Source organism: Nonomuraea sp. NPDC049378, from assembly GCF_055586745.1.
Genome location: NZ_JBVJHP010000011.1, coordinates 16,353 through 40,845 on the forward strand (window position 1 = coordinate 16,353; position 24,493 = coordinate 40,845).

Consider the following 24,493-nt stretch of genomic DNA (forward strand, 5'->3'; position numbering starts at 1 on the left):
GAAACGTTGGCTCGACGGAATGCACCCCCGCGGAATGACTCCGCACTTCATCGCCGAGGCCCTAAGCCGCAAGCTGGGTGAACGGGTGAGCGTGCGGGACATCGGCATGTTGTACGCCGAGGCGACGCCGTTCGGGCCCAGCTCCCGCAAGCAGCAGCAGGCCGACTGCCTGGCCGGCGGCGTGACGGCCCTCGTGTCAGGCGACCTTTCGGCGAACCCTCAGGTGGTCGAGAGCGACGTCTCCACGGACTCCTGGAACGACTCCATGGTCACGTGGCTGGTGAACCCCGTACCGATCCCGAGACTCGCGACCCAGGGACGGCCGGTCACCGCCTCCAACGTCGACGCCATCCGCGAGACGACGGCCATGTTCGCGAAGCTCGACTACCGGTTCGGTGGCGGCCACGCCCGATCCACCGTCGTGCAGTACATCGCCATGGAGGTCGAACCGCTCCTCAAGCACGTTCGCCCGGACACGGCACTCGGCAAGCGGTTTCTCTCCGAGACGGCGGCCATGCTGCGGCTCGCGGCCTGGATGGCGTACGACACCGGCCTGCACGGTCTCGCCCAGCGGTACATGACGAAGGCGCTGCGCCTGGCGCGCGAGGCCGACAACCGGATGCTCGGCGGACGCATCCTGGCCGGCATGAGCCACCAGGCCAACTACCTGGGGCACTACGGCATGGCGGTCAACCTCGCCCGAGCCGCGACGATGGGAGCCCAGGGCGCGGCCACGCCTACGGCGATGGCTCTGTTCAACGCCATGGAGGCGCGGGCGTTGGCCTCCCAAGGCGACGAGGCCGCGTGCAGCCGGGCGCTGGGCGAGGCCGAGCGCTGGTTCGAGCGGCGGACTCCCGAGGACGATCCGGTGTGGCTGCGGTACTTCGACGAAGCCGAGCTGGCGGCCGAGTTCGCGCACTGCTTCCGCGACCTCGGTCATCATCACCGGGCTGCGAGCAGGGTTCTGGAGAGCGTGGAGCTCTCCGAGAGCCTGTATGTCCGGAGCCTGTCCTTCGTTAGGACCATCCTCGCCACGAGCCACGTGGCCGGCGGCGAGCTGGAGCACGGGCTCGCCGTGGCGCGCGAGGTCGTGACGACCGTGGCCGACTTGCGATCAGCCAGGACGCGGCGTTACGTACGGGACTTCGTCAAGCAGCTCGCGCGCTTCGGGAACGATCCAAGGGTGCGCGAGTTTCAGACGTTCACGGAGACGCGGCTCGCCCGCGCACGGTCGGAGGCTCGGTAACCGATCAGAACGGCTGCCAGGCGCGCGGCAGGACATCGTGCCGCAGCGATGCCACGCGCCGGTCGAACTCGGCGCGGACCTCGCGGCCGTGGTCGACGTTCTGCATGAGCCAGGTGGTCATGGTGACCTCCCGGATGCGGCGGATGGTGTGGAAGCCGGGCCACGCTGCGATGTCGAAGCCGTAGGCGTCCACCGCCTGTGCGTACTCCTCCGGCACCATCCACCCGAAGCCGCGGAACGGGAGGCCGAAGCCTGTGCAGAGATCCCACTCGCGTGGTCCCCAGGCGAACGCCTCGAAGTCCAGCATGATCACCTGGCCGTCCGGGCGGCGGAGGAGGTTGTTCTTGTGTCCGTCGCCGTGGATGTGGCCGGAGGGCAGGGCGAAGTCGAGCGTGCTGTACTCGGCGTACAGATCCTTGACCCGCTGCCGCAGGAACGCGATGTCCTCCTCCGCGATGGTCGTGGCACTGTCGAGACGATCCTCCACGCGGGCCAGCGGGTCGAACAGCGGCAGCAGCAGATCCATCGGCTTGACCACGTCGTGCAGTTTCCTGAGCATCGCCGCCGCGTCGATGAAGCCCGGCGCCGACCCCTCGCTGGCCTCGTACCGCCAGAACGTCACCACCCGCCCGTCGTACACCGTCGCCTGCGGACAGTCGGGGAACAGCCGCACGCTCGGGAAGCCGGCCTCCTCCAGCCACCTGGCGACCCCCACCTCCTTCTGCACATCGGGCAGGAGATCCGCGCTCCGGGCGATCCTCACCACCACCGGAGCCGAGGCGAGCCGGTACAGGGCGTTCTCCCCGATCCTGATCGGCAGCGCCCCGCGGCTGTCCAACCCGGCGTGCTCGCAGGCCGCGACGAACGCTCTTTGCGCGTCCTGCTGGGAGAAGCTCTGCGCGGTGGGGGACTTGGACATGGGTCAGCCTTTCCTGCTCGTGTTGCTCGGTGGCGAACTGGTGGCCACGAAACGGCCCTTGCTGGGGATGACGACGATCAGGCCCTCCTGCTGAAGCACTTCCAGGGCCTTGCGTACCGTGATGCGCGCCGTACCGAACCTTTCGGCGAGGACAGGTTCACCAGGCAGCCGCACATCCGGGGGGAACTCGCCGGCCTTGATGGCGGCGCGGAGCTGGCCGGCCACCTCCTCGTAGCGGGTGGCCGGCTTCGCGTCTTCTGCGGCCTGCCCCTGCACTCTGCGGCCACGGCCCACCTGGCTGACGACCAGGCCCTCGCGTTCCAGCTCTGCGAGCGCCTGCCGTACGGTGCCGCGAGCGACGCCGTACGTCTGCATGAGGGCAGTCTCGGACGGGATCATCCCGCCTGGTGGGTACTCGCCGGCGGCAATGCGCTGGCGGAGGTCGTCCGCCAGGGTGGCGTAGGCGGGCTGATCTTTGCCGTGAGTCATGAGGCTCCCTTGCCGAGCAACAACGAACTCAAGGCTAGAGAGATGAGCGCTCGTGAGCGGTAATGCGCGCTCATTCGGCGGACGGCGGACTCTGGCCCTCGGTCCACCGCCGGTTCGGACTCGGTGGCGGTGAGGCCGCCGCTCATGCGCGTCGCGGAACTGCCCGCTCCGCCCGCGACGCGATGCCATCAGCGTGCCTGGCCATTGATCAACAGAAGCCAGAGCTTCTCGGCCCTGCCTCGCTGCCAAGGGCCGGCGTAGGCGACGGCCTTGGGAGCGCTGCGTCGTATGCGCCGGAACCCGTACATGCCGCCGACGCCAAGGAACTCGTACGAGGTTTCGAGGCAGGCGCAGGTGTGGAAAATGACCCGGCGGCGCTCCGCCGTGCACGTCGAGCGGGTCTCGTCCTGCCAGGAGAGGACCACCTCTGGAGGGCCGGTCGTGTTCTGAGGGTGCGTGGTGAACCCCGGACATGGCCACTCCTCACCTTCCGGACTTGTCGGTTGTGCCATTAACCTGACCTCCCGCCTCGCGGTGTGGCAACGTTCCTGCACGTAAATGCTTATGAGCATATGCCTACCAGAGCACATGGGGAAGTGAGGTTGTGATGATGATCTGTTGTGATCGACTTCGGTTCCGATCGTCCGGTGCACCGCCAGCTCGCCGACATCATCCGCGCGGACATCGCCGCGGGCCGGCTGAAGCCCGGTCAGCCCCTCCCCTCAGAGACCCGGCTGATGCAGGAGTACGAACTGGGGCGGGTCGCTGTGCGGCAGGCGCTCGGAGTGCTGCGGAGCGAGGGACTGATCGTCACCGTGAAGCGTGAAGGCTCCTACGTCCGGCCGCAAGTGCCCGTCGAGCGGGTGGCCGTCGAACGGTCAGCGGAAGTTGCCGCTCGGATGCCCTCGCCGGAGGAGCGGAAGGAACTGGACATCCCCGAGGGGGTTCCGGTGTTCGTTATCAAGCAGTCGCGCAAGCGAAACCGTGTCCTGCCAGCTGACCGGACGATTCTCGTATGGGCAGGCGACGAGCAGCTTTCTCCGCCGAACTGACAACGGGTGCCCCGCGGCGCACTCCGGCGACATCGCTTCCTGTTGGAGGACTCGGAGACCATCCCCGCATGCACGGGGAGCACTCTCACCGACCTGCACAGCTAAGCGCCTTCGTTGCCAACCACGACCCGCCTGTCCGCGAACGAACGGCCTGACCAGTTGAAACCCGCCGCTCACGCGCCGCTGCCGACCCACAAGGTCACCCGTGCCAGCGCGCACACCCGATTCCCCGGACAAGCCGCGACCCGAGCACGGCGGTTCTCCCATATCCGAAACAGCCCCTCCCACCTGCGGGATACTTCTTCGTGGAGGAGTTGAGCTCAAACGATCATCGGAGACAGGCCGTGGATGCAGGCTGAGGCGGGCCTGGATCTTCCCCGCCTACCGCGTCCCAGGCCTTGGCGCTGCCTGCCATGCGGACGATGCAGATGCGAGAAACCCGGCCGGAATGACGGCACGCCACCACTGCAATTTGGGACGGCCTATAACTTAATATCTGGAACGTTCTCCCGGCCTATCATCGGTGTGACCTTTATCACACTCGGCCGAGACTCGCCGCTAAGTACCTGCTACATTCCCCGAGGCCAGAGACTGTCCGATAGATAGGTCTCGTTGCTGATTATCGCCCGGCGGGGGCGCTGTCATTCGCTAAGTAGCTATCAATAAAACTGTGTAGCCACATAGAATGGAGAGTTTTCCGTAACACGCGCTCTGCGCCCATCGAACACGTGCTCAAGCTAGGCTCCCTCTCATAGCGATGCCCTGGCCCTGGATCACGACAAGATTGCGGCCTCGACGAGATCCAGGGCCATCGAACATCCCCGAAGAAGGAGACGATCATCCATGAGCCTACCTCCTGCGTCGAGCCCTGTGTGGTCGACCCTAACCCTGGCTTCGCTCGCCGTCGCGCTCGCTTGGAGCGGTATGCATGCCATTGAAATCACGCAGATCATGACACCGATTGCTGCAGGTGCGTTCTGCGCAGATGTGCGTACTGCAACGCGGAGAATCGATACCTCCAAGAAGTTTAGGTCCGTGAAGAAGCGGCGAAACTAAACCGAGGCGTTCTAGCTCCTCGTTACGGTTTCGCGGCTCAGCAAGTACCGACGATGGAGATTGACTTCCACTAGCCAGAGTGAGGCTCATCAGAATGTTCAGCTCTGGTGGGCCTCGCCTTGAGGTCACTGCTAATGATCCTGACACTTTGCGCGAGGCGGAGCAAGGCTGAGCAAGCCGCAGCCATAAGCCTTGCCACGCCCGATCCCGTTGATCACCGCGGTGTTGAAGGCGTCCGGGTCAGTGACGACCAAATGCCCGTCGTAACAGACGGGATCAATGGTGATGCGTCGTGCCTCTCGCTTCTTCCCTACCAGCCTCGGAGCCAGGTTTGGGGTCACGTCAGGGGCCCCTTGACGGCTGGCAGGAATGACGAAACCATGCTGTTCGCCCTTGCCGACAAGCCATTCGATCTGCTGGACAGGCTGCCTGAGCGGAACACGTTTCCGCTGCTCGACGCCATTCTCAACACGCACGCAACGGGTCGGGTTGGCCATCAACCTGAACGAGAACTTCCGACCTGGCGCGATCGCGTCGAGCACGGGCCGCAGCGAGCGGACCTCCGCCGGCCTCAGAAGCAACCCTTCGGGGAGACGGCTCCAGTCGGGGGCCGTCTGACTCTGAACGTACTGCACGAGTCCACCACCCGCGACTGTGTCGATCCGCCAGAGAACACCATGCTCTCTGCGATAGGCAGCGGTCGGCGGCAGTTCAGGGTAGGCGGACATGACCGTTCGATGCATGTCATGAACGTCAGCGACGTCGCGCAGGAAGACACGAGATCGCTGATTGACGGTGAGCTTGGTCAGAAACACAACTTCTCTCCCGTGGTGATCATGTTGTCCGTCAGCGGAACCTCTCCGGTCCGTACGGTGCGGGGTACGAAACGCCGGTTACCATCGGCGAAGCTGAGCGGCTGGTCGTGACGTACCTCCGCCCCGAGCTCACTGGGCGGGCATTCCACGACGGTGCGCAGGCCGGACCGGCTCGTTCGGCCTTTCATCCGGGTGCGTGTCTGGGCCGAACTCTCCAACCATCCGTACGCGGCCAGCACCTCCTCAGCCTTCTGAGCTGTAGGCCCTTCTCCCCAGGCAAGAAGCGGCCGGGCCGGGACGTACGCTTTGCGGCCGAAGGACAGCCGCCAGCGCGGCCGCACCACTGCTGTGGCCACTCTGGTCAGCAGGCGCACGTCACCCTCCAACACCACCAGGAAGAGCGCATCGGCCAGGTAGTAACGCTCGCTGACGACGGTGCGGTGTCCCGAGCCCTGGGTGGTCGGGACGTTCTGCGTGACGTGGTAATCACGTTCTATGACGCCCTCACGGTCCACGCGCACAGCCAGGCGGAGCCGGGCCAGCTCAGCGAGGGCGGCGTCATCGCTGCGATCGATTCCCAACGCCGCCCCTAGTAGACCAAGGACTCCTGACTTCGTCGGCTCGGTCATGGTGTCGCGGATGATCCCGCGCGATCTGATGCCCCATGACTGCATCGGCGCGTCGAAGCACAGGGGCAGCGACACAGGGCCGTCGGACATCATCCGCCGTACTCCCCGGCGCCGGCGAGCACACCCTTGGTGAAGGCATCCAGACTGCCGACGACCTGCACGCCCTCGACGGCCGGGATCTCTCCGGACACGGATGCTGCTACGGCAGTGCGGATATGTTCACCACCGTAGAAGCCCTGGAGCTTGCCGAGGTGTTCGACGAGGCGCCTGGTCGAACCTTCCATGATGTCGTCCTCGACGACTGGCTTGAGGAAGGCGTTGGCGAGGTTCCACGCTCCACGCTCACGCACCACGCCCAGCAGCGTGTCCGGCATGGTGCGGGCTGCCATGGAGTTCTGCTTGCCGCTGGGCACCGCACTGACGAACGACAAGAGCCAGGCTCGGACGGTGCGTTGAACGAGGTCGATGTCGCCATGAAGGTTGTCCGCCAGTTGGGTCAGATCGACATTGGCGTAGCGGTAGTAGCAGGCGGAGTTGAAGTCGACCGTGCCGAGCATGTCCGCCCCGGACTCGGCATCCGGCTTAAGGTCGTCCACGGAGGTGTAGAAGTCGAACTCGGTGGCGACGACATGCGTCGAGATAGCGTGGGCTACCTGTGAAGCAGCGTCAACGTTCAGGTCCTTATTGTCCGCGATCATCCGGCCGAACAGGGCGATGTCAGCGGCTCGACCAGCGTCGAGAATTCGGCGAGCCTCAGCCAGAGCGGCCCTGTCCGGCTTGATCTTCGCCTGTTGGGCTTCCGTCTTTGCGGCGGCGAACGTCTGCAACGAGTCCCAGCGATCCTGGCAGTACCTCGTCAGGTGATCGATCGATTCGCGGCCGACGTACAGCAGGTACTGCGTTAGCCCACGTCCTGGGTCGAGCCCGAAACCGAGTTGCTGCAAGGCGGCCATCGCGACGACTCGCGCCTGGTCACGGTCGCGCTGCTCTTCGACGAGGCTGTCCACCACGCTGTCGAGCAGCCTCTTGGTGCGAACACCTACCTCGGACCTGTCCAACCCGTGCTCGACGAACAGTTGCCGGGCGGCGCGCTTGAGACTCTGGCTGGAGATCCGTCCTCGGACATGACCACCGAACGTAGCCGTCTTGGGTTGACCGACGTCGTCACGGTTGAGGTTGCTGACGGGGAAGGACTGGAGCAGGTGCAGCTCAATGATCATTGCATTGTCTCCGGGGAGTCGGTGGAGGGCTCGTCCTGTCCCTCGGTCGTCGTTGCCGAAGCCGGCATGTGAAACTCCTGGGCCCACTTGAGGCGCACTCTGCTCGCCTTGTCGCCGCGGTGATCCCGGCCGAGCAGGATGGTCAGATCGTCAAGCAGCCGCCCATAGTGGACGGGTACATCGTGCGCGGACAGCAACCGGACCGTCTGACGCAGGTGGTGGGGCATGGACCGCTGGTCCTTGGCCAGCAGGAGGGACAGACGCCGACCGACTGCAGGACTTTCCACCTTTCGGTGGAGCTTGCCGAGCGATGCGCCCAGCGAGCGCGGTCCGTCACCACCTCGCCAGTTCAACGGGTGCAGAGCAAACAGACCACCTACGAGCAGCCAGGTGTCGACTTCCTTGCTGTCCTGGGGTGGATCCTGCTGGAAGACGATCTCGTAAGCCTGATACTGCCTGCCCGCAACGAAACTGTTGCGCAGCCTTGCGAGCACCCGACGTGCATCGGATGCCCTCCGCGGATCATTCGAGCGCAGTGCGCCTTCCAGACCGTGGAGGTACTTGATGTACGTATCCCGCCGTATTGCCAAGGGATCAGGCATCTGGGTCCTCCGGTCCAACGACGTAGGCCGCGATCTGGGCGTGAAATAGGCGTTCCGCCTTGCGCAGGCGAGCAACGAAGAGGGCGTAGTGTTTCCCGAGCGTGATCATCGCGCGTCCCTCCGCCGGTGACCCGGCGACCCATCGATCCGCCGCGGCAGTGGCGAGTTCGATGACGCGCCGACTCCATGCTCGCGTAGCGGGTGCCTCCGAACGACCGGCCTTACGAGCCCTGCCCACATCGATCAGAAAGGCTCCAAACGGCCGGGACAGGCGTGGCCAGTAACCGTGGCCGATGTCCGACACCGGATCGGCCCGGAACTCGCGGTGATACTCGGCCTGGAACGAACGCAATGCGGAGCCTGCCTCGTCCGCGAGGGTGATCGCGCAGCCGACCAACGCGCCTAGACTCTCGTCACGTGCTCGGAGGAGCGGTACGGGTGCTGGAACCTCCTCCTCCAGCCACGTCTCGACGACCGTCGCCTTGGAGTCGAGGTGCTGCCCGAAGACACGTAGGGTGTAGACGGCGTCATCGGAGATGTAGCCGCTTCCGACCAGTTCCGCTATCTGGTCGAGAGCGGCAGGCCGCTGCCGGTTCTTGCCCTCTTCCCAGAGATCGGTCAGGAGAAGCTCGACGCTGTGGCGCCAGATGCCGCGCAAGGGATGCAGTCTCACGGGCAGCATGGGAGCGTCGCGTTTGAACCGGCCCTTGGCGTCAGTGGGCCGCCGATAGGCCGCCATCAGTTCCTCGTCCGGCAGGTGCGCGTCGAGCCGTGTTCCTGGCGTGATGACCACGCCATCCACCATCGTGCTTGTGTCCTGCTTGGCTGCGGACAGCAAGACCCGCCTCGACGGCCATGTCAGCAGGTCGGTCCAGCCTCGCACGGTGCGCTTGTCCGGTCTCGGCGAAGGCCCAGTCTGTTCTTCCCAAACCGGCTGGTCGTCCGGAGTGGTCATGCTCGGCTTCTCGTAATCTGGCAGGTAGACCAGGGCGTTGAGCAGGAGGGTCTCCTTGAGGTTCGCGCCCTCCACCAGAACGACTCCGAACCAGTTGCAGGGAGCACGCTCCGACGACTTGTCCTTCTCGTAGGGGGTTTTCATCCCGCCCGGATCGAAGGCATGGAGAGTCACCAGCCACCGGGCCGCCTCCTGTGGCGTCAGCACGATCTTGTCGCCGGACGTTGTGTGGTCGAAAAGCGTCACGTTATTGCCGACCGCGCGGTAGGGAACGAGCTTGGCCGCGGTTGCCGGCGTCAGGGACCTCAGCTCTGCGCACTGCATGAACGGCACCTGCGGGTGAAACAGATCGAACCGATCCCGATGGCGTTCCAGGTACTTCCGAAGCGGATCCGCGGGGATTCGCTCCGTCGCCCACAGGTCTCGCCAGGCCGTCTCATTAGACGGTCCGTATGCACGATGAAAGACGGCGAGAAGGAGCCTGTAAAGTGCTGCCGTCATCGTGGGAGCCTCGGCCGCAATGCGACGAACCGTGTGCGCTGCCACAATGACGTCTTCAAGCCCCATGACTGTGGCCTTGCCGTCGAGGTCTACCACCGGAATCCAAGGTTGGGTGAGCAGATCGAACGATGGCGCCTTATCCGGTGGAGACTCCTCCGCGACGTCTTCCACGTATATGCCAAGACGATCGTGATAACACAGCACGTGCCCACCGGCTACGCATCTGCCGTCGACTAGCAGCATCGCCCTGTGCTCGTACAGCCACGTGGAAACCTGGAAGAGCGCCGGTACGGGGGTCGCGGCAATGGCCCGTACGACCTCTGTGGGCATCTCAGCCGACGCAGTCAGCGAGACGGAAGCGTCGAGCAGCGTTCGGACCACGTCCTCGTCGGGCGAGTCGGGCGCGGTCAAGTCGACCGGCTCGCCGCCGACGACCGGAACGGCCCGACCATCTTCAGAGACTTGGAACAGCACGACGTCGATGGAAGCAACGTCATCGGAGTTCTCCACTGCGTGCATCACCTGCTTCGCGTTCGGCCTGCATGCTTGCTGTGCCTGGTCAGCTCTCCGAGATGAGTGACCGCGTTCGGATGCGGCAGATACATCAGCCGAGCATTGCGCTCAGCCACCTTCTGCGCCCGAGCAAGCTTCTCCGCCGCGATCTGCCAGGACTCCTCCCAGCCGTCTGGGCAGGCGATCGCCTCGGCTGGACCGTAAACCGCATCGACGAGTGTTGAAAGCTCATCCGGCACGTTTAGGGAGGTCCTGTCCCTCAGGAGCGCCCAAGTCCGCATGAGCGTCATCGGCGCGTAGACCCTTTCGACGTACGGCGGAAAACGAGGCCCTGTCTCCGTGTCGGTCACCCCTGTGATGGCCAGAACAAGCTCGCCACGGGCAGCCGTCCTGTCGTGGCGGTGCAGTCGGCCAGCTCGTTGGATGACCCAGTCGATGGGGGCCAGGTCGGTGAGCATCGCGTCGAAGGAAAGGTCTAGCCCTTGCTCCAGGACCTGTGTACTGACGGCGATCGCTCGAGGCGGCCGTACTCCACCCTTGCCGAAGGCGGATTTCAGTTCCTCTTCGACAGCACGACGCGGGCCGGCGGCCAACTGGCCATTGATCATGTAGAGCCTGGGTCGCACCTCCGCTGGCAGGTCGGCAACTCTTTCTTCGAGAGCCGTGTAGGTGGCCACGGCCCTGCGGACAAGGTTGTGCATGACGACAGCACAGCCACCATCCGCCACCTGGCCCAATGCCCAATCAACAACGCCTTCGTCGTGAACCCGGGTCAAGTGAAGCGGACGGTTGGCGTTGAGGTCGGACACTCCGGCCGGCTCGACCACCGGCTTGCCGACACCAGCGACTGTGACCCGTGGGTAGCCGGTGAACGGCGCCAGCTTCGGCGCCTCTCGCGGCAGGCATCGCAACAGGCCGGACTGCCAGGCCGCAACCAATTCCTCCCGCCGAGCGGAAGGCAACGTGGCGGACAGCATCACCACTGAGGTTCCCAAACGCCCGAGCCAAGCGAGCAGCCGGTCGAGCAGCGTCGACATGTAGGTGTCGTACGCGTGGACTTCGTCGATGACGACAACCTTGTTGGTCAACGCAGCTAGTCGTACGAAGACGTGGCCGGAGCGAATGACCGCCTTCAAGGCTTGATCGATCGTTCCAACGCCCACCGGGGTGAGCAGGCTCTTCTTCCGCGTGAACCACTCCTGCGCCTGGATATCGGAGTCGTCTCCGTCGTCCCGTCCCACATCGGTGGGCTCGGCACTGCGCTCATTGAGGTGGTCTACTGCGGCGGAGTGAACCAGCCGAACGCTCACCTCTTGGCCCTGGCCGAGTCGGTGTAGCAGGTCCTCCAGCTCAGTCAGCATCTGATTGCTGGTCGCCTGGGTCGGCATGCCAACGTACGTGCCTAGGAGGCCAAGGCCACGCATCAGAGCCGCAGCGGCTTGAACTCCAGCCTTGGACTTACCTTCTCCTGTAGGAGCCTCCACGATCACTAAAGTCGCTTGATCACGGCCCGCCACTACACGCTCGACGACAGCCTGCACTGGCCGTGGCCGCTCGTGGGGAAACAGCTCGATGAACGAGGTAGGCGGTTCCCAAGGGCGTAGCTCCAACCGTTCCACGGCCGCAGATGCGAGCTCGGCCGCTCTCTTGCTGTAATGCAGAAGATTCGGTAGCTCGGCGTGAGGGAAGTTCCTGATGTCAGACGCGATCCAGTCACTGACCGTGGTCAGAGCGGCAAGTCCCACAGCGGCGGCGCTGCTCAAGTGCACGTCCTGCCAAGCGTCCTCTCCGAGAACTTCAAGACCGCGCACCGTGATGATCTCGCTCACGAGCTCATCACGCCAACGTTCCCAGGTCGGGCCACCATGGTTGTTCACCTCTCGCTGTGCCTGTCCCAGCGCAGTGCCGTCGGGGAAGTACCCGTGGTGCCCACCTAGCGCGACAGCGATCCCCTCGGCTGTGGCGAAGGGCGCTCCCCAACGGAGGAGAAGATCCTTCATGTGCATGGCCGTCACCAAGCCATGAGGGGTGTCGATGCGTCGGCCGAGTCCTGCCCTCTTCTGAACCCGTCTCAGGTCCGCAGCCGCCAGTTCATCGAACCTCGCCAAAGCAAAGTCGATCTTGAGGGCCTGAAATGTAGGACTCTGTTTGCCGAGGTCATGGAGACCGCACAGCGTCGCGATCCAGCTATCGACTTTCCCAAGCGGCTCGAAGGCGGCATGTAGTTCGTCCCGACACCTCGGCCCGATGAGCCTGCCTAGCAGCAACTCGGCTACGGAAGCCGTGTCGATAATGTGGCAGACGAGAGAGCGTGCCTGGTTCTTGTCTGCTTTCCCCCAGGCAGACCAGATGACCGATTCGGTAGTCATCGTACGATCCGATCGAGCAGGTCAACGGCTTTGAGGAAGTTGGCTTGGGCGACCACCAACGCGGCGGCCAGCGGCACGAGAGAACTACCTGCGCCTTCGGCGAAGCTGTCGACGACCAACCATGTTGGCGCTCCGGAGAAGAGGGCTGCGAGCGCTGCGACGAACAGGATGTTCATCATGCGTAGCTGCTGTATCCGCTGTTCGTCAGGCCGGGCGGTCTTCGCTAACCTGGACATGCTTCCTCCTGCGACTCTGATGGGCATGGGAGCACGGGTGGCCTCCGGCGCAACGGAGGCCACCCGCATATTTCAGGTCTTGCCACGCCAGGTACGGCATGGCCCGCGTAATAGAGCATCCCCGCACAATGCGGGGAATTAGGGACATCGCGACCTATGAGGGCACATCTCCGAAGTGAGGGAGAAACGTCGCCAGGTCCGTATCAGTCACCCTACACACCGACACTGTTACCGGCGGACCGATCGGCAAAAGAATCTTTGCCCTGAAGCTCTGCCGGCGACTGCAACTTATAAGTTGCTGTGCAGCTTCCAAAGAGCCACCGATCAAGCGAGCCGAGACAACGCTACGCAGAGGCGCAGCCCGACCCACAAGGCGCGTGTGCCAAATACGTGCGCAACCGTCACCCATCAACGCTCGGATACCCCTTTGGAGCTGGGAGAACGTTCTCTAAGCTCATCTGACTCCTAAAGCGGGTGCCGCAGGTTCGAATCCTGCCGGGGGCACTCACCTAGATCGGCATTTCAGGCCCCTGACCTGCGGTTTCACAGCCGCAGGTCTTTTGATTTGCACCCTTGATAGGCAGCCACCGGTGCCCGCATGCAACCGTAAGACCATGATCAGGGGACATGCGCGGGATGATCTTGATGGCGTTTCCCCAGGTCGGACCACATTTTAGGCCGCCACGTTCGCCGGTACCCGCTTCCGGCCGCACGGCACGGGGGAACACAGCCAGCCTGATCATGCCGAATACGTGCGTAACCTTCGTTTGAAGTTCACATCACCGGGCCAGTACGCGGGCCGCGCCGGCGACAACGGTGGTCGCTGGCACCCAGCCGGCCGCGATCAGCCGTAAAAGAGCCACTGCGTCGCTCCCCCTGGGTTGAACGCCGACTGCTGGTCCGCATCGACAATGGGAAGCAGCAGATCAAAAGCATGGATTACGGCACTTTAGTGCGGAGACTCGCCCAGCTTCAGCGGAGGCGACACCGAGTAGACGACACTGCCGATGGCCAACAGGGCAACGGGACAGGTGGGCTGCCCGCCACAGCTTGTAGCCGACACCAACCGTGACGTCCCGCAGAAGCCTCACACCCGACCGAGCAGCGGCCGATCACGCTGCTGACAGCTGACGTCGTTCCTTGGCGTACAGGACGGCACGGGCCTCATCGTGCTGGCCCTCGGCAATGCAGGAGACGGCGAGCTGTTCATACGGCTGCGGGTGGAACTCCTCGCCGGACAGCCAGCGCACACGCTCACGCACGGAACACCGCGGCTCCAGCACCGTGTACGTCAGCCCGTCTACAGCCCACGCGCGTCGCGTGCGGCGCCACCGGGATTAGCAAGCACCGCCCCTCAAAGGCCAAATCGAGCGTGATCTGGCTCTCGACGAAACGGACCTCACTGTAGGCCGACACGCCGCCACACACCACGTCCGAGCCGACCTCGTTACGGGTGAAGCGCAGCGCAACGGCGCCCGGCTTGTCGAGTATGACGCCGCCGAGCAGGACCTGGACGGAGGTACGGCTGTTGCGGATGCGCACCTCACCGCAGGTTCGCAGGTAGCGCAGCCGCAGTGGCCCTTGGAGACCTCTCGACCAGAAGACAGACGTCGCGGCCGTTGTCCAGATGCGCGCCCTCCAGGAGAAGGCCACCGCCGATCGTGGCGCCGACGAGAGTGATCCGATCGGCGGCCACGGTCACGCCCGAAGCATCGAGAGAGCCGATGGACGCGTGGTCGAGTGTCAGGCAAGGCCCATCCTCATTACGCAAGTCCGCGCCCGCCAGTCGCAGGCTCCATCCAGCCGAGCGCCGACCAAGCGGATCTCACCCGTGGCCGCGAACCCTTCCATACACCAGACGCCGCCGTTCACAGCCATCCCGCCACCACTCGACGCCGCACCGGCGCGACACTTGTTGGCGTCGGGAGAGACCTCAGACAGGACATTTCCGATGACCTCCTCAATCAGCCCTGCGGGGTCGCTGACCGGCTGCGAGCCGACGGCGGCATGCGCCTGATGAACGTTCACATAGGTGTCAGCCTCAGGCTGAACGGCGCCAGACTGGACCGCCGCCTAACGCACCAGCGATGCGGCCCTGTCAATGAACCTGTCGACAGCCTGCCGAACCTCGCCCATGCGCTTATCCAGTTCCTCGAGGGTTACCAGCGTGTGGATGTCAGCAGCGAGTTCCATCGCCGCGCTGGCGAGCCGTAGAGCCTCATCATCGTCCGTGAGCAGGCGTACCAGGCAAAGCGCTTGCCACGCAGCTGCTCGACTCTGGTTCTGAATCGCCTTGGCCTCCGCGTACGCCTCCGGGCTCGCGTCTGCCCGTCTCTTGGCTCCCCAACGTGCCCCCTGCTTTACACGAAGATCTAGAACAGCGCCGGCAAAGACGCTATAAGCTTTCATGCGCTCCTGACGGAGCCGCTCTGTCCGCGTGAAGCTCTCGGTACGGGCGACCGTCCATCTCTGGAAGAGGAAGGTCGTGAGTGAACCTAGAAGGGTTCCTGCGATAGCGATGAGTGCAGCGAATATAACCTGCATAACTTCAGTTGAGCACTACTGCGCTCGATGACAAACTCGGCCCTACCCCGAGGCGGGGACACCTTGAGTGCCGGATGATGGAGATCCGGACACAAGGAGGTCCACGTGGCGATGAAGTCGTACCCGCCGGAGTTCAAGGCCGACGCCCTCGCGTTGTATCTGTCCGGCCCGGGACGGACGCTGGCCTCGGCGGCTGAGCACTTGGGGATGTGCAGGCTGAGGCGGGCTGGGGTAGCTGGGCCGTCCTACGCCGAACTTAGCTTGACGCCCATTTGAGCCCTAACGCGGAATATGTCCCCAAATGCAACCTCAACCTGCATTGATCATTTAGCTGGAAAAGTCCCCCAAGTCGTGCTCATGCACGTGCGGGCTTATCATCTGGGTCAACAAGTGGTGCTCCTGAGGGGGATGCGCCCGTTGGTGCGTCTCGCGGGAGACACATGGAACATGACGTTGACGTCGAGGGGCTATCGATCGAGTTGCCTTCTCGATGGTCCGATTCGATCAAAGTTGACAAGAACATCGCACGCCAGCTCCTTTGTCCACCACGCAAGGCCCGTCTTGTCAATGAGAACCAGTCAGTATGGGCGGCCGCAGAGGACCAGCGCTGGCCTGTCATCAAAAGCCCCGCCCCGGAATACGTGCACCTCGTCCGGAAAAAGGAGCGGTTCGCCTGGGGCGGCCCCTCCGCGGCGCACGCTCCGGCCGGAGTAAGGGCATCTCTCGAGGGAGCCTTTCGTCTGCCCGGCCTCGACGCGCAGAGCCCGCGAGGGTTGCGTGCACCCCAGACCGGCGCTCTCCTGGCCGTCTTCGCCCACTGGACCACCGGAAGCCAGCATCCGGCAACGGTCGTGATGCCCACCGGCACGGGCAAGACTGACACGATGGTGGCGATCTACGCAGCCGCGCGCCCGGAGCGCCTGCTGGTCCTCGTACCCTCCGACGTGCTGCGCGGTCAGACCGCGAGCAAGTTCGAGACCCTTGGCATCCTACCTGAACTGGGCATCGTCACCGGCCCGTTCGAACGCCCTGTGGTAGGCCGCGTGGAGCACCACTTCGAGTCGGGCGACAGCGCCCGCTCCTTCGCGCAGGCGTGCAACGTGGTGGTCACTACCCCCGCCGCCCTTTCGGGCTTCCCCGAGGACGTCCGGACCATCTTCCTGGCCGAGTTCAGCCACCTGTTCATCGACGAGGCACACCACGTGGCGGCCAGAACCTGGAGCGAGATCCGCGACGCCTTCGACGGCCGGCCCGTCGTCCAGTTCACCGCCACCCCCTTCCGGTCGGACGGGCGCCCCCTTGGCGGACGAGTTGTTTACGCCTTCCCGCTGCGCGAAGCGCAGGCTCAGGGATATTTCGCCGGCATCGACTACATCTCCGTGCTGAGCTTCGACGCCCCGGACAGGGACATCGCCGAACGCGCCCTGTCGTGCCTGCGCACCGACCTCGACAACGGCCGCGATCACCTCCTCATGGCGCGGACCAGCTCGATCAATCGGGCCAACGAGCTGCTGAACCTGTACGAAGAGCTCGCGCCGGACCTCAACCCCATGGTCATCCACAGCAAGCTCAGTGGCAGAAAGGCCAAGGCCGCCCTCGACGCGCTCGATCAACGCCACTCCCGTTTGATCATCTGCGTGGGGATGCTGGGGGAGGGTTTCGACCTGCCGCAGCTCAAGGTGGCGGCACTCCACGACACGCACAAAAGCCTCGGCATCACGCTGCAGTTCATCGGCCGTTTCGCCCGCGTGTCCTCAGCGACGGTGGGCAACGCGACCGTGGTGTCCTCGCGATCCGACGCACCGTTCGACGAGCAGCTTCGTCAGCTTTATGCGGAGGATGCCGATTGGAATCTCATCGTCCGCGACCTGTCCCAGCAGGCCGTCGGCGAACAGGAGGACGTCAGCGACTTCGAGGCCGCCTTCGGCTCCGGGCCGGAAGAGGTGTCCATCAAGTCGGTGCTGCCGAAGATGAGCGCGGTGGCGTACAGGACTGGCTGCCAGGACTGGACCCCGACGAACGTCTACCAGGTCTTCCCCGAGGAGAATCTGCTCACCTACCCCATCGCCGTCAACAGACGAGATCGGGTGCTCTGGTTCGTGACCCAGGAGCAGGCTCCCGTCCAGTGGGGCCAGCTTCCCGCTGTGGAGGAAGTCGTCCACCACCTTTACGTCATGTATTGGGACGAGGCCCACGGCCTGCTGTACATCAACAGCACCAACAACGACAGCCTCCACGAGGACCTGGCCACGGCCGTGTGCGGGCAGACCGCGGACCGCATCACCGGCAAGCGGATCTACCGCGTCATGGGCGGCATTGACCGGCTCGTGCCCACGAACGTCGGCGTCCTGGACGTCAGGAACCGTAACCGGCGCTTCTCCATGCACGTCGGAGCCGACGTCGCGGAGGGCTTCGCCGATGCCGAGAAGCACACCAAGGCTCAGACCAATATCTTCGCGACAGGGTTCGCCGCTGGCGTCCGCACCAGCGTCGGAGCCTCGCTCAAGGGCCGGATCTGGAGCCGCCGAACCGCCGAGTCGCTCAAGCACTGGGTCGACTGGTGCGATGAGATGGGGCTCAAGCTGCTCGACGACAGCATCAACATCGCCCATGTCATGGACAACTTCATCCAGCCCGAGGACCTCGAGGACTGGCCGGAGCTGACCGTCCTGGCTGTGGAGTGGCCGCTGGCCCTCCTGGCCCGTAATGAGGACTCCGTCCAGCTCTCCTACGGCGGCGTCTCCTATTCCTTCCTGGAAGCCGAGCTAGAGGTGACACCCCACATCCCAGACGAAGCCGTCCACTTCATCATCCGCACGCCTGCTTGGCAGGTGCCCTACGCCATCTTCATCGAAGACGGCCTGATGCGGGTCAGAGCCGCGGGCGACGGTGAAGTGACGATCTCCACGTCCCGCCGTGACCTCTCCGCCACCGAGTTCTTCGCACGCCGCGACAATGTGCTCCAGGTCCTCTTCGAGAACGACACCCTTGTCTGCGCGCCCGCCCGCCTCCTGCATCCCGTACGCGACATCCCACCCTTCGATTCCGCCCGGCTTCAAGTACCGGACTGGACGGGCATCGACATCACCAAGGAGTCGCAGGGACGCACCCGCGACGCCGACTCCATCCAAGCACGGATGATCCAAGTGGTCCTGGCGCGTGGCCCCTGGGACGTGGTCGTCGATGACGACGGCTCCGGCGAGGTCGCCGACATCGTCGCTCTCCGCGAGACGGAGCGCGAGCTGCACATCCTGCTCGTGCACTGCAAGTACTCATCGGAGCCGCAGGCAGGCGCACGGGTAGAAGATCTCTACGAAGTGTGCGGCCAGGCCAACAAGTCAGCCGCCTATCGCCGCGACATGACCGCCATGCTGAACACCCTGATCAACCGCGCCCGGAACAGGCAGAGGAAATACGGTCATAGCGGCATCGAGGCCGGCACCTCCGAAAGACTCGTCCGCTTGCGGGACGCAGCCAGGACTCGTAAGCCGCACCTCACCATCGCCATCGCGCAGCCAGGCATGAGCCAGACCAGAGCCAGCCGTAAGCAGATGGAACTCCTGGCCAGTACCGAGGTCTATCTCCGCGAGATCGCGAATGCCGGTTTCGAGGTGTATTGCAACGCATAGATGAAGAACGGGCGACGGACTAACGGGATCGATGCGGGACTTCACCGCCGGGCACACCCGCGGTGGGAAGCAGTGCCGGATTTCCTGGCGGCGCACCCGGCCAGGCGGTACCGCTTCCGAAACGACTGGAGCTCTCCTAAAGCGGGTGCCGCAGGTTCGAACCCTGCCGGGGGCACTAGATCCAATCAGCGGCAGAGCGCCCTTGACCAGCGGAAACGCGAGTCAAGGGCTTCTTCATGTGTCTGGCCGTCTCTGATCGTCTCCGGCTGATCCTTCCCAATGCCTTCCCAACAACGCAGCATGATTCTGGATGCGAGGCGTCTTGATGACGTGCGAGGCAGAGCTCATTGCCGCATGGCCGCGCCCATCAGCAGGAGCTACCAGCGGCGCATATCCCAGTCCGTCACGTCGTCGGCAGCAGCGATCCGTTTGTCCACGTAGCTGGCCGCCTGGTCCCACCAACTGCTGTACGACACAGGGCCGAGCGCAAGACGAAGGACACCTTCAGGCGGGTCCTGCGGCGTCCGTGGAAGTCCAATCACCTGGTAGGCGGCGACGCTGTTCGCGTTGAGCGACCTCAACCGGTGCAGGGCTTCCGCCAGCCACGGTTCAGGTTTTTCACCGGGAGGCTGAGGCGCCAGCAGATGCGGCTCGATGTGCGGCCTCAGCACCTCATGCGCGATCGGCAACGCCGTCAGCGCGATGTTGTCGAGGTCCTTGCCCTGTTCCGGCGGAACAACTAGCCTCGGCGATTCACGGCTGCTGGTGAGAGTTCAGACCGGATGATCGGTTGAACAGCAAAGAGTGCTCCTGATCTGGAAGATTACGGATTGTCGAGATCAACAACCTTCCAGAGCGAGGAGCACTCTTCGCGTGCAGACTATCCCGAAGTGGATGCAAGGGCTGGCGGTCACGGTCGGCGGTCACGGCGTGGTCTCTCACGTCGGTACGGCGGGGCTGCGGATGCTGGCGTTCAAGTCCGGCCTGACCAGCGAGCTGTCGGCGGCGTTGCGGGTACGGGGCCGGCAGGTGGTGCATGACCGGGGCCAGGTGCTGTCCGATCTGAGTGTGATGATCGCTGATGGCGGGACAGCGATCCGGCACATCCGTACCCTGCGCGATCAGGGCGAGTTATTCGGGCCGGTGGCCTCGGCGTCGACGGCATGGCGGGCGTTGGAGGAGGTGACCGCCCGGCAGCTCGACAAGATCGCCGCTGCTCGTGCGAAGGCCCGGCGGCGAGTGTGGGAGTTGATCGCTGCCCGGCACGGTGGCGTGCCGGCCTCGCGGACCTGCTACGGCGACCTCGGCGACTGGGTCGTGATCCGGCTGGATGCCACGATCCAGGTCTGTCACAGCGACAAAGAGGCGGCGGCGGGGACGTTCAAGGGCAGCTACGGGCTGTTCCCGCTGACCGCGTGGTGCGACAACACCGGCGAGTGCCTGGCCATCAAGCTGCGTCCGGGCAACGCGGGCGCCAACACCATCACCGATCACCTCGAGGTGCTGGCCGCCGCGATCGCACAGATCCCGCCGAAGCATCGCCGGCGGATCCTCATCACCTGCGACGGGGCCGGCGCCACGATCGAGCTGCTGCAGTTCATCACCACGCTGAACACGCGCAGCCGCCGGGCCCACTACTCGGTCGGCTTCGACCTCGACCAGCGGGCCCGCGCCGCGATAGCCGCGCTGCCCGCCGACGCGTGGTCGTGCGTGCTGGACGACACAGGCCAGGCCCGCCCTCTGGACAAGGCGGGCACCGCCGAACTCACCGGCCTGCTACGGCACTCGACCGGCGGTGACAAGCTGGCCACCTGGCCGGCGGGCATGCGCATCCTGGTCCGCCGGGAGAAACCCGCCCCGGGCGCCAAGCTGACCGACTTCGAGAAAGCGCGCGGCTGGCGCTACCAGCTGATCGCCACCAACACCCCCGCCACCGCCCTGCCGCTGCAGCAGGGCGAGGCGCGCCACCGCGTCCACGCCCGGGTGGAGGACTTCATCCGGTGCGGCAAGAACACCGGACTGGCCGCCCTGCCGTCCTGGTCGCTGGCCATCAACCAGGCCTGGATCATCGCCGCCGCGATCGGCTGCGACCTGCTGTCCTGGTTCCGCCTGCTGTGCTGCGAGGCCGAGCTGGCCATCGCCGAACCGCCGACGCTGCGCTACACACTGCTGCACACCAGCGCCCGCCTGGTCCGTGGCCAACGGCGACGCACCATCAAGATCCCCTGCACCTGGCCCTGGGCCCACCACCTGCGACGCGCCATCGCATCCGTCCTGGCGCTGCCCGCTCCTACCTGAGCACCAGCCCCGCCCCTGACACCCGACCGGCAAGACACCACCGGCCCGTGGACCCGGCACCACCAGCGTGACCGCCGACCCACCCCGCTGCCCAGAAACCCAATTGAAGATCCACAAATCATCCAGCCGTCACGCTGGGCGAAGCCACCCAAACCCGTGAATCATCGAGGCTAGGAAGGTTATCTTTACGGGAACAGTGAGGAAGCGGAACATCGGATATCGCGTCCTGAAATTCTCCGTGCGGTCACGGAGAGCCAGCTTGAACGTCTCACCTTCGCGGCTGGTACGCGGCAGCCCTGGCAACTTCAACGTCAACGGGTGCGCCAAGAGCTGCTGGCGGCTCATCGTTCGGCTATCGCGAAGAAGGTCGCTGAATTGACTGCGATACGGCTCGGGACTGTGCGGCGGTATTGACTGAGAGATGCCGTCGAAGTACATGCATAACCCGCTGAACAAGCCCGAATGGATCTGCGCGAGAACAGCTCTCTGAAACCGCATCAGCCAGTAGAACCGCCCCGACTGTTCGATGTACTCCCATAACTCGGCGTCATTATCATGACGTCCGCGATCATCCCAGTCGTCGTAGTCGTCAGGGAGGTCCGGCGCTTCAAACGGGCTGGACTCATCATCCTCGTCATCGGTGAACCGGAGCCGGTTGGCCATCGTCAGGTCGGCGACGACATCGCGGCCCGGCCGCGTGACAAGTCTCGTCCGCCCGGCGCGCCCACCACCGGCGTGTGAAGCGCCGGCTGACCGCCTGGACGGCACGGTCGTAGACACCAACTCACCTACCTCTCCGAGCCGGGGCGCGACAGCGGCCCACGGATCGGGAAGGTCTGACGGCCCCGTCAGCTCAGCCCGCGACTCCTCACGGTTCCACGCCTGATCCAGATGCACGTACAGGTATTTGACCTGCCGGTCGTCCCGGTAGAGCACGCTACGCCGGCGGGGAAGAACGGGGGAGTTGGCGCGGCCGAGAAGATCAAGAACGTTCTTGGCGAGACGGTGAATCGCCGGCGGATTCTTACGCGTGGTCTCGAAATGCAGGTCCAGCGCAACCGGCCCCGTGAAGGGTCGCCGCTTGGCAGCGACCATGTGGTCGACAACCTGCTGCTGGAAGGCAGCAGCTGAGCGGTGACCTCTGGCCCCCTTCTGCTCCGGCTCACCTTCGATCGTCATGTACAGAGTTCGGAGCAAGCGGATCTGTCGCTGGAGTAACCAGAAGTCGTCCGGCACATTCCACGTTTCTCTCACTTCCACCTCCCTGCCTTTCCATAGGAGCACAAACGGCGCGAGGACGTAACCCCAATACGTTCTTCATGCTGCCGGCCACACCGCCAGGCAAGCCCTCTCCACTTAAAGTGCCATTGCAGAGGCGTCCTTACATACAAATCGGTTCACTATCGTGCACGATAGGTGCCTCGATCACGCCGCCAATAGTCACGCACACAACAAGATTATCCCTTAGCCTCGGGGCTGATGAATGCGTGTTCAGCAACGACGGAGTTAAGCCATGCGAAGGCGTCCTGCGCTGTCTTCACATGCGCTCGCAAATCTTCGCCAGGACCCAACGTTTTGTGGCCAATGTGGGCGACTTTATTGCGCGCGACGAATAGGTTCTCGACAGCCTTATATAAGGTTGAGTTCTCTTTCTGCAGCGAACGTCCACAAATCGCGTCCATGACTATATGGAATCTCAGAACTACAGGAAGGTGTACCTGCTGGTGATGTTTGGTAATTACATCGACCAGACCAAGCTGTGATGGCTGAGCTACCTTGGCGATCGTTTCTTTAACCTTCACCTCACAAGCTAGCGCCGCTAGGAGAACCCCCATGCGCAGGTCGGGGTGAATCGCACCTGTGGCCCAGTACTCCGCGTCGGCGAGCAGCGCCTCGGCCAGAGGTGGTTCAGTTTCATCCACGGCTGTCAGGAGGGCAGCATCATGGTTGGCGAGCGTCACCGCTCGCAGCTCTGCACTCGCGCGCACGCCCGATGGTAGCAAAGCCTAGCGGGATGTGCTCCCCGTTACTATCGAAGAGAGCGGCCCGCATGTTTTCGAGTTTGATACTGCTCGGCCCCAATAGGCTTTGACCACTCAATATTCGGATCCAACGGATGTACTGCGTGACCAGTTCGCTGGCCACCTGCGCGCCAGTTCTGTACAACTCTTCCGCGCGTTTTCTCGTTTCCTCTAGGAGATCCCGTTCTCCCGCAGAGAACTGATCCGCCTTCAAATCACTCGGAATCTCAACGTAGACGGGTAAGTATTTGAAGGCCGTTTTGATCCTATGACCATTGAGATCTTCGACGTACCCGCCCAACACGCCGAACTGGTGATCGCCCATGTTGACGGGACCGTCAGGCAGAGTGACAGTGCAGGTGTACCCCTGGAACTCGATCGAACTGCCCAACCCGACCAGGGACTCCTCGACCCAGAGATCTTCCACTGAAAACAGGAAGAGCGCAGTAACGAGTGACATAGTCCTGATCATGCCAGTTTCTCGGCAGCACGTCTCGGATTCTGCATGGCAGCAACCACGACCCGGTAGGGCCGGATGGCTCCAGTGCGCGTAGGGCATTTGCACCAGGGTCACTGAGCCAACCTTCGTTGCCCGTCAAGCTAACGATCAGCCGGACTGATGAGACGATAGCGGTCCGTGGAGGAGTTCACTTAAGTGATCGGGCTCCCTGAAGCATCTACCTACTCGGCGAGTGCGGAGGTTGTCACTTCAGGAATCTTGGCAGAGCCCTTAGAGTGATACCCCCGAATAATGAGCGGAAGGATCATTTTCCGGGCGCGGGTAATGAGGACGATGGCCAACGCCAATAAGGCAGCGATGCGTCAACGTGCCTCAGGCTCACTGGGAGACTCGCGCGGGCTGTCGGGCCGGATCTGCGCCGTGGAGCGTCTCGCTGCCCTGACGGTCGACGGCCTGGGCGATCAGAACTGCGGCGAAGGCCAGCACCGCCATCGCGGTCCGCACCGTGTGCAGCGTCCACCAGCGTTGGCGGATGTCCGCCCAGTCGGCTGGCGGCTGATCAGCGTTCCAGGAGGTAGCGAGCTGGTTGAGCGGCTCCAGTTGGGTAATGGTGAGCACGATCGTGGCCGCCAGCAGCAGCAGGCTGGCGACGCTGAGCCCGAAGGCGAGCCAACCACGCTGGTAGGACATGACGCACGTTGTCAGGAGTAGCGCGACGCAGGTGAGCAGGATCACCGGCATGGCGCGGCCGTAATCACTATTGAGCGCCTGCCAGTACCGCACGTAGGCGGGTCCGGGCAGCGAGCGCAGCGACGGAGCGAGGACGGTGAAGACGACACCTCCGGCAAACAAGCCGAGCAATAACGCGGCCGCCGTCCGAATGATCACCAGTGGCAAGGGGGGCATGCTCGCCTACTTCCGGTGTTGAGTCTCACGATT

Annotated in this window: 21 protein-coding genes; 4 read left to right on the forward strand and 17 right to left on the reverse strand. The window is 64.1% G+C overall.

Features of this window, described 5'->3' with window-relative positions; translation table 11 throughout:
- The first annotated feature begins 85 nt into the window (after window positions 1–85).
- Window positions 86–1,246: a hypothetical protein gene (locus tag ACZ6SA_RS23750; protein ID WP_465830411.1), complete on the forward strand. Its 1,161-nt coding sequence runs from the start codon at window positions 86–88 to the stop codon at window positions 1,244–1,246.
- Window positions 1,247–1,250: 4 nt separating this feature from the next.
- On the opposite strand, the gene ACZ6SA_RS23755 is transcribed toward ACZ6SA_RS23750, so the two are convergent.
- A complete protein-coding gene (locus ACZ6SA_RS23755) occupies window positions 1,251–2,165 on the reverse strand; it encodes a phosphotransferase enzyme family protein (protein WP_465830413.1) in 915 nt (304 codons plus the stop codon).
- Between the two features lie 3 nt (window positions 2,166–2,168).
- Complete coding sequence (locus tag ACZ6SA_RS23760) at window positions 2,169–2,654, reverse strand: GntR family transcriptional regulator (protein ID WP_465830415.1); 486 nt, start codon at window positions 2,652–2,654, stop codon at window positions 2,169–2,171.
- 620 nt (window positions 2,655–3,274) lie between these two features.
- On the opposite strand from ACZ6SA_RS23760, the gene ACZ6SA_RS23765 reads away from it, so the two are divergent.
- Window positions 3,275–3,706: a GntR family transcriptional regulator gene (locus ACZ6SA_RS23765; RefSeq protein ID WP_465830417.1), complete on the forward strand. Its 432-nt coding sequence runs from the start codon at window positions 3,275–3,277 to the stop codon at window positions 3,704–3,706.
- A gap of 1,187 nt (window positions 3,707–4,893) precedes the next feature.
- Here ACZ6SA_RS23765 and cas6e read toward each other — a convergent pair.
- The 10 genes from cas6e to ACZ6SA_RS23815 all read right to left on the reverse strand — a co-directional run bounded on the left by cas6e (window position 4,894) and on the right by ACZ6SA_RS23815 (window position 15,146).
- Window positions 4,894–5,577, reverse strand: coding sequence for a type I-E CRISPR-associated protein Cas6/Cse3/CasE (gene cas6e, locus ACZ6SA_RS23770; RefSeq protein ID WP_465830419.1), 684 nt, complete (start codon window positions 5,575–5,577; stop codon window positions 4,894–4,896).
- Window positions 5,568–6,299, reverse strand: a complete 732-nt coding sequence (gene cas5e / locus ACZ6SA_RS23775; RefSeq protein WP_465830421.1) for a type I-E CRISPR-associated protein Cas5/CasD — start codon at window positions 6,297–6,299, stop codon at window positions 5,568–5,570. Before cas5e ends, cas6e begins: the two co-directional genes overlap by 10 nt.
- Window positions 6,296–7,426 carry a type I-E CRISPR-associated protein Cas7/Cse4/CasC gene (gene cas7e / locus ACZ6SA_RS23780; protein WP_465830423.1) on the reverse strand — a complete coding sequence of 377 codons (1,131 nt, stop codon included), beginning with the start codon at window positions 7,424–7,426 and terminating at the stop codon, window positions 6,296–6,298. The genes cas5e and cas7e overlap by 4 nt, the downstream gene beginning before the upstream one ends.
- Window positions 7,423–8,028 (reverse strand): type I-E CRISPR-associated protein Cse2/CasB, encoded by a 606-nt coding sequence (gene casB, locus ACZ6SA_RS23785; RefSeq protein ID WP_465830425.1) that lies wholly within the window; start codon window positions 8,026–8,028, stop codon window positions 7,423–7,425. Before casB ends, cas7e begins: the two co-directional genes overlap by 4 nt.
- The gene (casA, locus tag ACZ6SA_RS23790; RefSeq protein WP_465830427.1) at window positions 8,021–9,994 is read right to left on the reverse strand and encodes a type I-E CRISPR-associated protein Cse1/CasA; all 1,974 of its coding nucleotides are present in this window, start codon (window positions 9,992–9,994) and stop codon (window positions 8,021–8,023) included. The genes casB and casA overlap by 8 nt, the downstream gene beginning before the upstream one ends.
- Before the next feature lie 8 nt (window positions 9,995–10,002).
- Window positions 10,003–12,366: a CRISPR-associated helicase Cas3' gene (gene cas3, locus ACZ6SA_RS23795; RefSeq protein ID WP_465830429.1), complete on the reverse strand. Its 2,364-nt coding sequence runs from the start codon at window positions 12,364–12,366 to the stop codon at window positions 10,003–10,005.
- Window positions 12,363–12,602 carry a hypothetical protein gene (locus ACZ6SA_RS23800; protein ID WP_465830431.1) on the reverse strand — a complete coding sequence of 80 codons (240 nt, stop codon included), beginning with the start codon at window positions 12,600–12,602 and terminating at the stop codon, window positions 12,363–12,365. Before ACZ6SA_RS23800 ends, cas3 begins: the two co-directional genes overlap by 4 nt.
- A gap of 1,112 nt (window positions 12,603–13,714) precedes the next feature.
- Window positions 13,715–13,864, reverse strand: a complete 150-nt coding sequence (locus ACZ6SA_RS23805; protein ID WP_397230316.1) for a hypothetical protein — start codon at window positions 13,862–13,864, stop codon at window positions 13,715–13,717.
- Entirely contained in the window at window positions 13,857–14,144 is a 288-nt protein-coding gene (locus tag ACZ6SA_RS23810; RefSeq protein WP_465830433.1) for a hypothetical protein, read from the reverse strand. Before ACZ6SA_RS23810 ends, ACZ6SA_RS23805 begins: the two co-directional genes overlap by 8 nt.
- Before the next feature lie 531 nt (window positions 14,145–14,675).
- On the reverse strand, window positions 14,676–15,146 hold the full coding sequence (locus ACZ6SA_RS23815) for a hypothetical protein (protein WP_465830435.1): 471 nt from the start codon (window positions 15,144–15,146) through the stop codon (window positions 14,676–14,678).
- A gap of 440 nt (window positions 15,147–15,586) precedes the next feature.
- Here ACZ6SA_RS23815 and ACZ6SA_RS23820 point away from each other — a divergent pair, with 440 nt between their 5' ends.
- Complete coding sequence (locus ACZ6SA_RS23820; protein ID WP_465830437.1) at window positions 15,587–18,775, forward strand: DEAD/DEAH box helicase; 3,189 nt, start codon at window positions 15,587–15,589, stop codon at window positions 18,773–18,775.
- 377 nt (window positions 18,776–19,152) lie between these two features.
- Here ACZ6SA_RS23820 and ACZ6SA_RS23825 read toward each other — a convergent pair whose 3' ends face one another.
- Window positions 19,153–19,464, reverse strand: a complete 312-nt coding sequence (locus tag ACZ6SA_RS23825; protein ID WP_465830439.1) for a hypothetical protein — start codon at window positions 19,462–19,464, stop codon at window positions 19,153–19,155.
- A 184-nt stretch (window positions 19,465–19,648) separates the two neighbouring features.
- Here ACZ6SA_RS23825 and ACZ6SA_RS23830 point away from each other — a divergent pair, with 184 nt between their 5' ends.
- Window positions 19,649–21,073 carry an IS1380 family transposase gene (locus ACZ6SA_RS23830; protein ID WP_347650949.1) on the forward strand — a complete coding sequence of 475 codons (1,425 nt, stop codon included), beginning with the start codon at window positions 19,649–19,651 and terminating at the stop codon, window positions 21,071–21,073.
- A 129-nt stretch (window positions 21,074–21,202) separates the two neighbouring features.
- Here the strand turns inward: ACZ6SA_RS23830 and ACZ6SA_RS23835 are convergent, their stop codons facing one another.
- The 4 genes from ACZ6SA_RS23835 to ACZ6SA_RS23850 all read right to left on the reverse strand — a co-directional run bounded on the left by ACZ6SA_RS23835 (window position 21,203) and on the right by ACZ6SA_RS23850 (window position 24,460).
- Window positions 21,203–22,327 carry a RusA family crossover junction endodeoxyribonuclease gene (locus ACZ6SA_RS23835; RefSeq protein ID WP_465830442.1) on the reverse strand — a complete coding sequence of 375 codons (1,125 nt, stop codon included), beginning with the start codon at window positions 22,325–22,327 and terminating at the stop codon, window positions 21,203–21,205.
- A gap of 203 nt (window positions 22,328–22,530) precedes the next feature.
- Window positions 22,531–23,034 (reverse strand): hypothetical protein, encoded by a 504-nt coding sequence (locus ACZ6SA_RS23840; protein ID WP_465830444.1) that lies wholly within the window; start codon window positions 23,032–23,034, stop codon window positions 22,531–22,533.
- On the reverse strand, window positions 23,015–23,554 hold the full coding sequence (locus tag ACZ6SA_RS23845; RefSeq protein ID WP_465830446.1) for a hypothetical protein: 540 nt from the start codon (window positions 23,552–23,554) through the stop codon (window positions 23,015–23,017). Before ACZ6SA_RS23845 ends, ACZ6SA_RS23840 begins: the two co-directional genes overlap by 20 nt.
- 378 nt (window positions 23,555–23,932) lie before the next feature.
- Window positions 23,933–24,460: an anthrone oxygenase family protein gene (locus tag ACZ6SA_RS23850; RefSeq protein WP_465830448.1), complete on the reverse strand. Its 528-nt coding sequence runs from the start codon at window positions 24,458–24,460 to the stop codon at window positions 23,933–23,935.
- Window positions 24,461–24,493 lie beyond the last annotated feature (33 nt).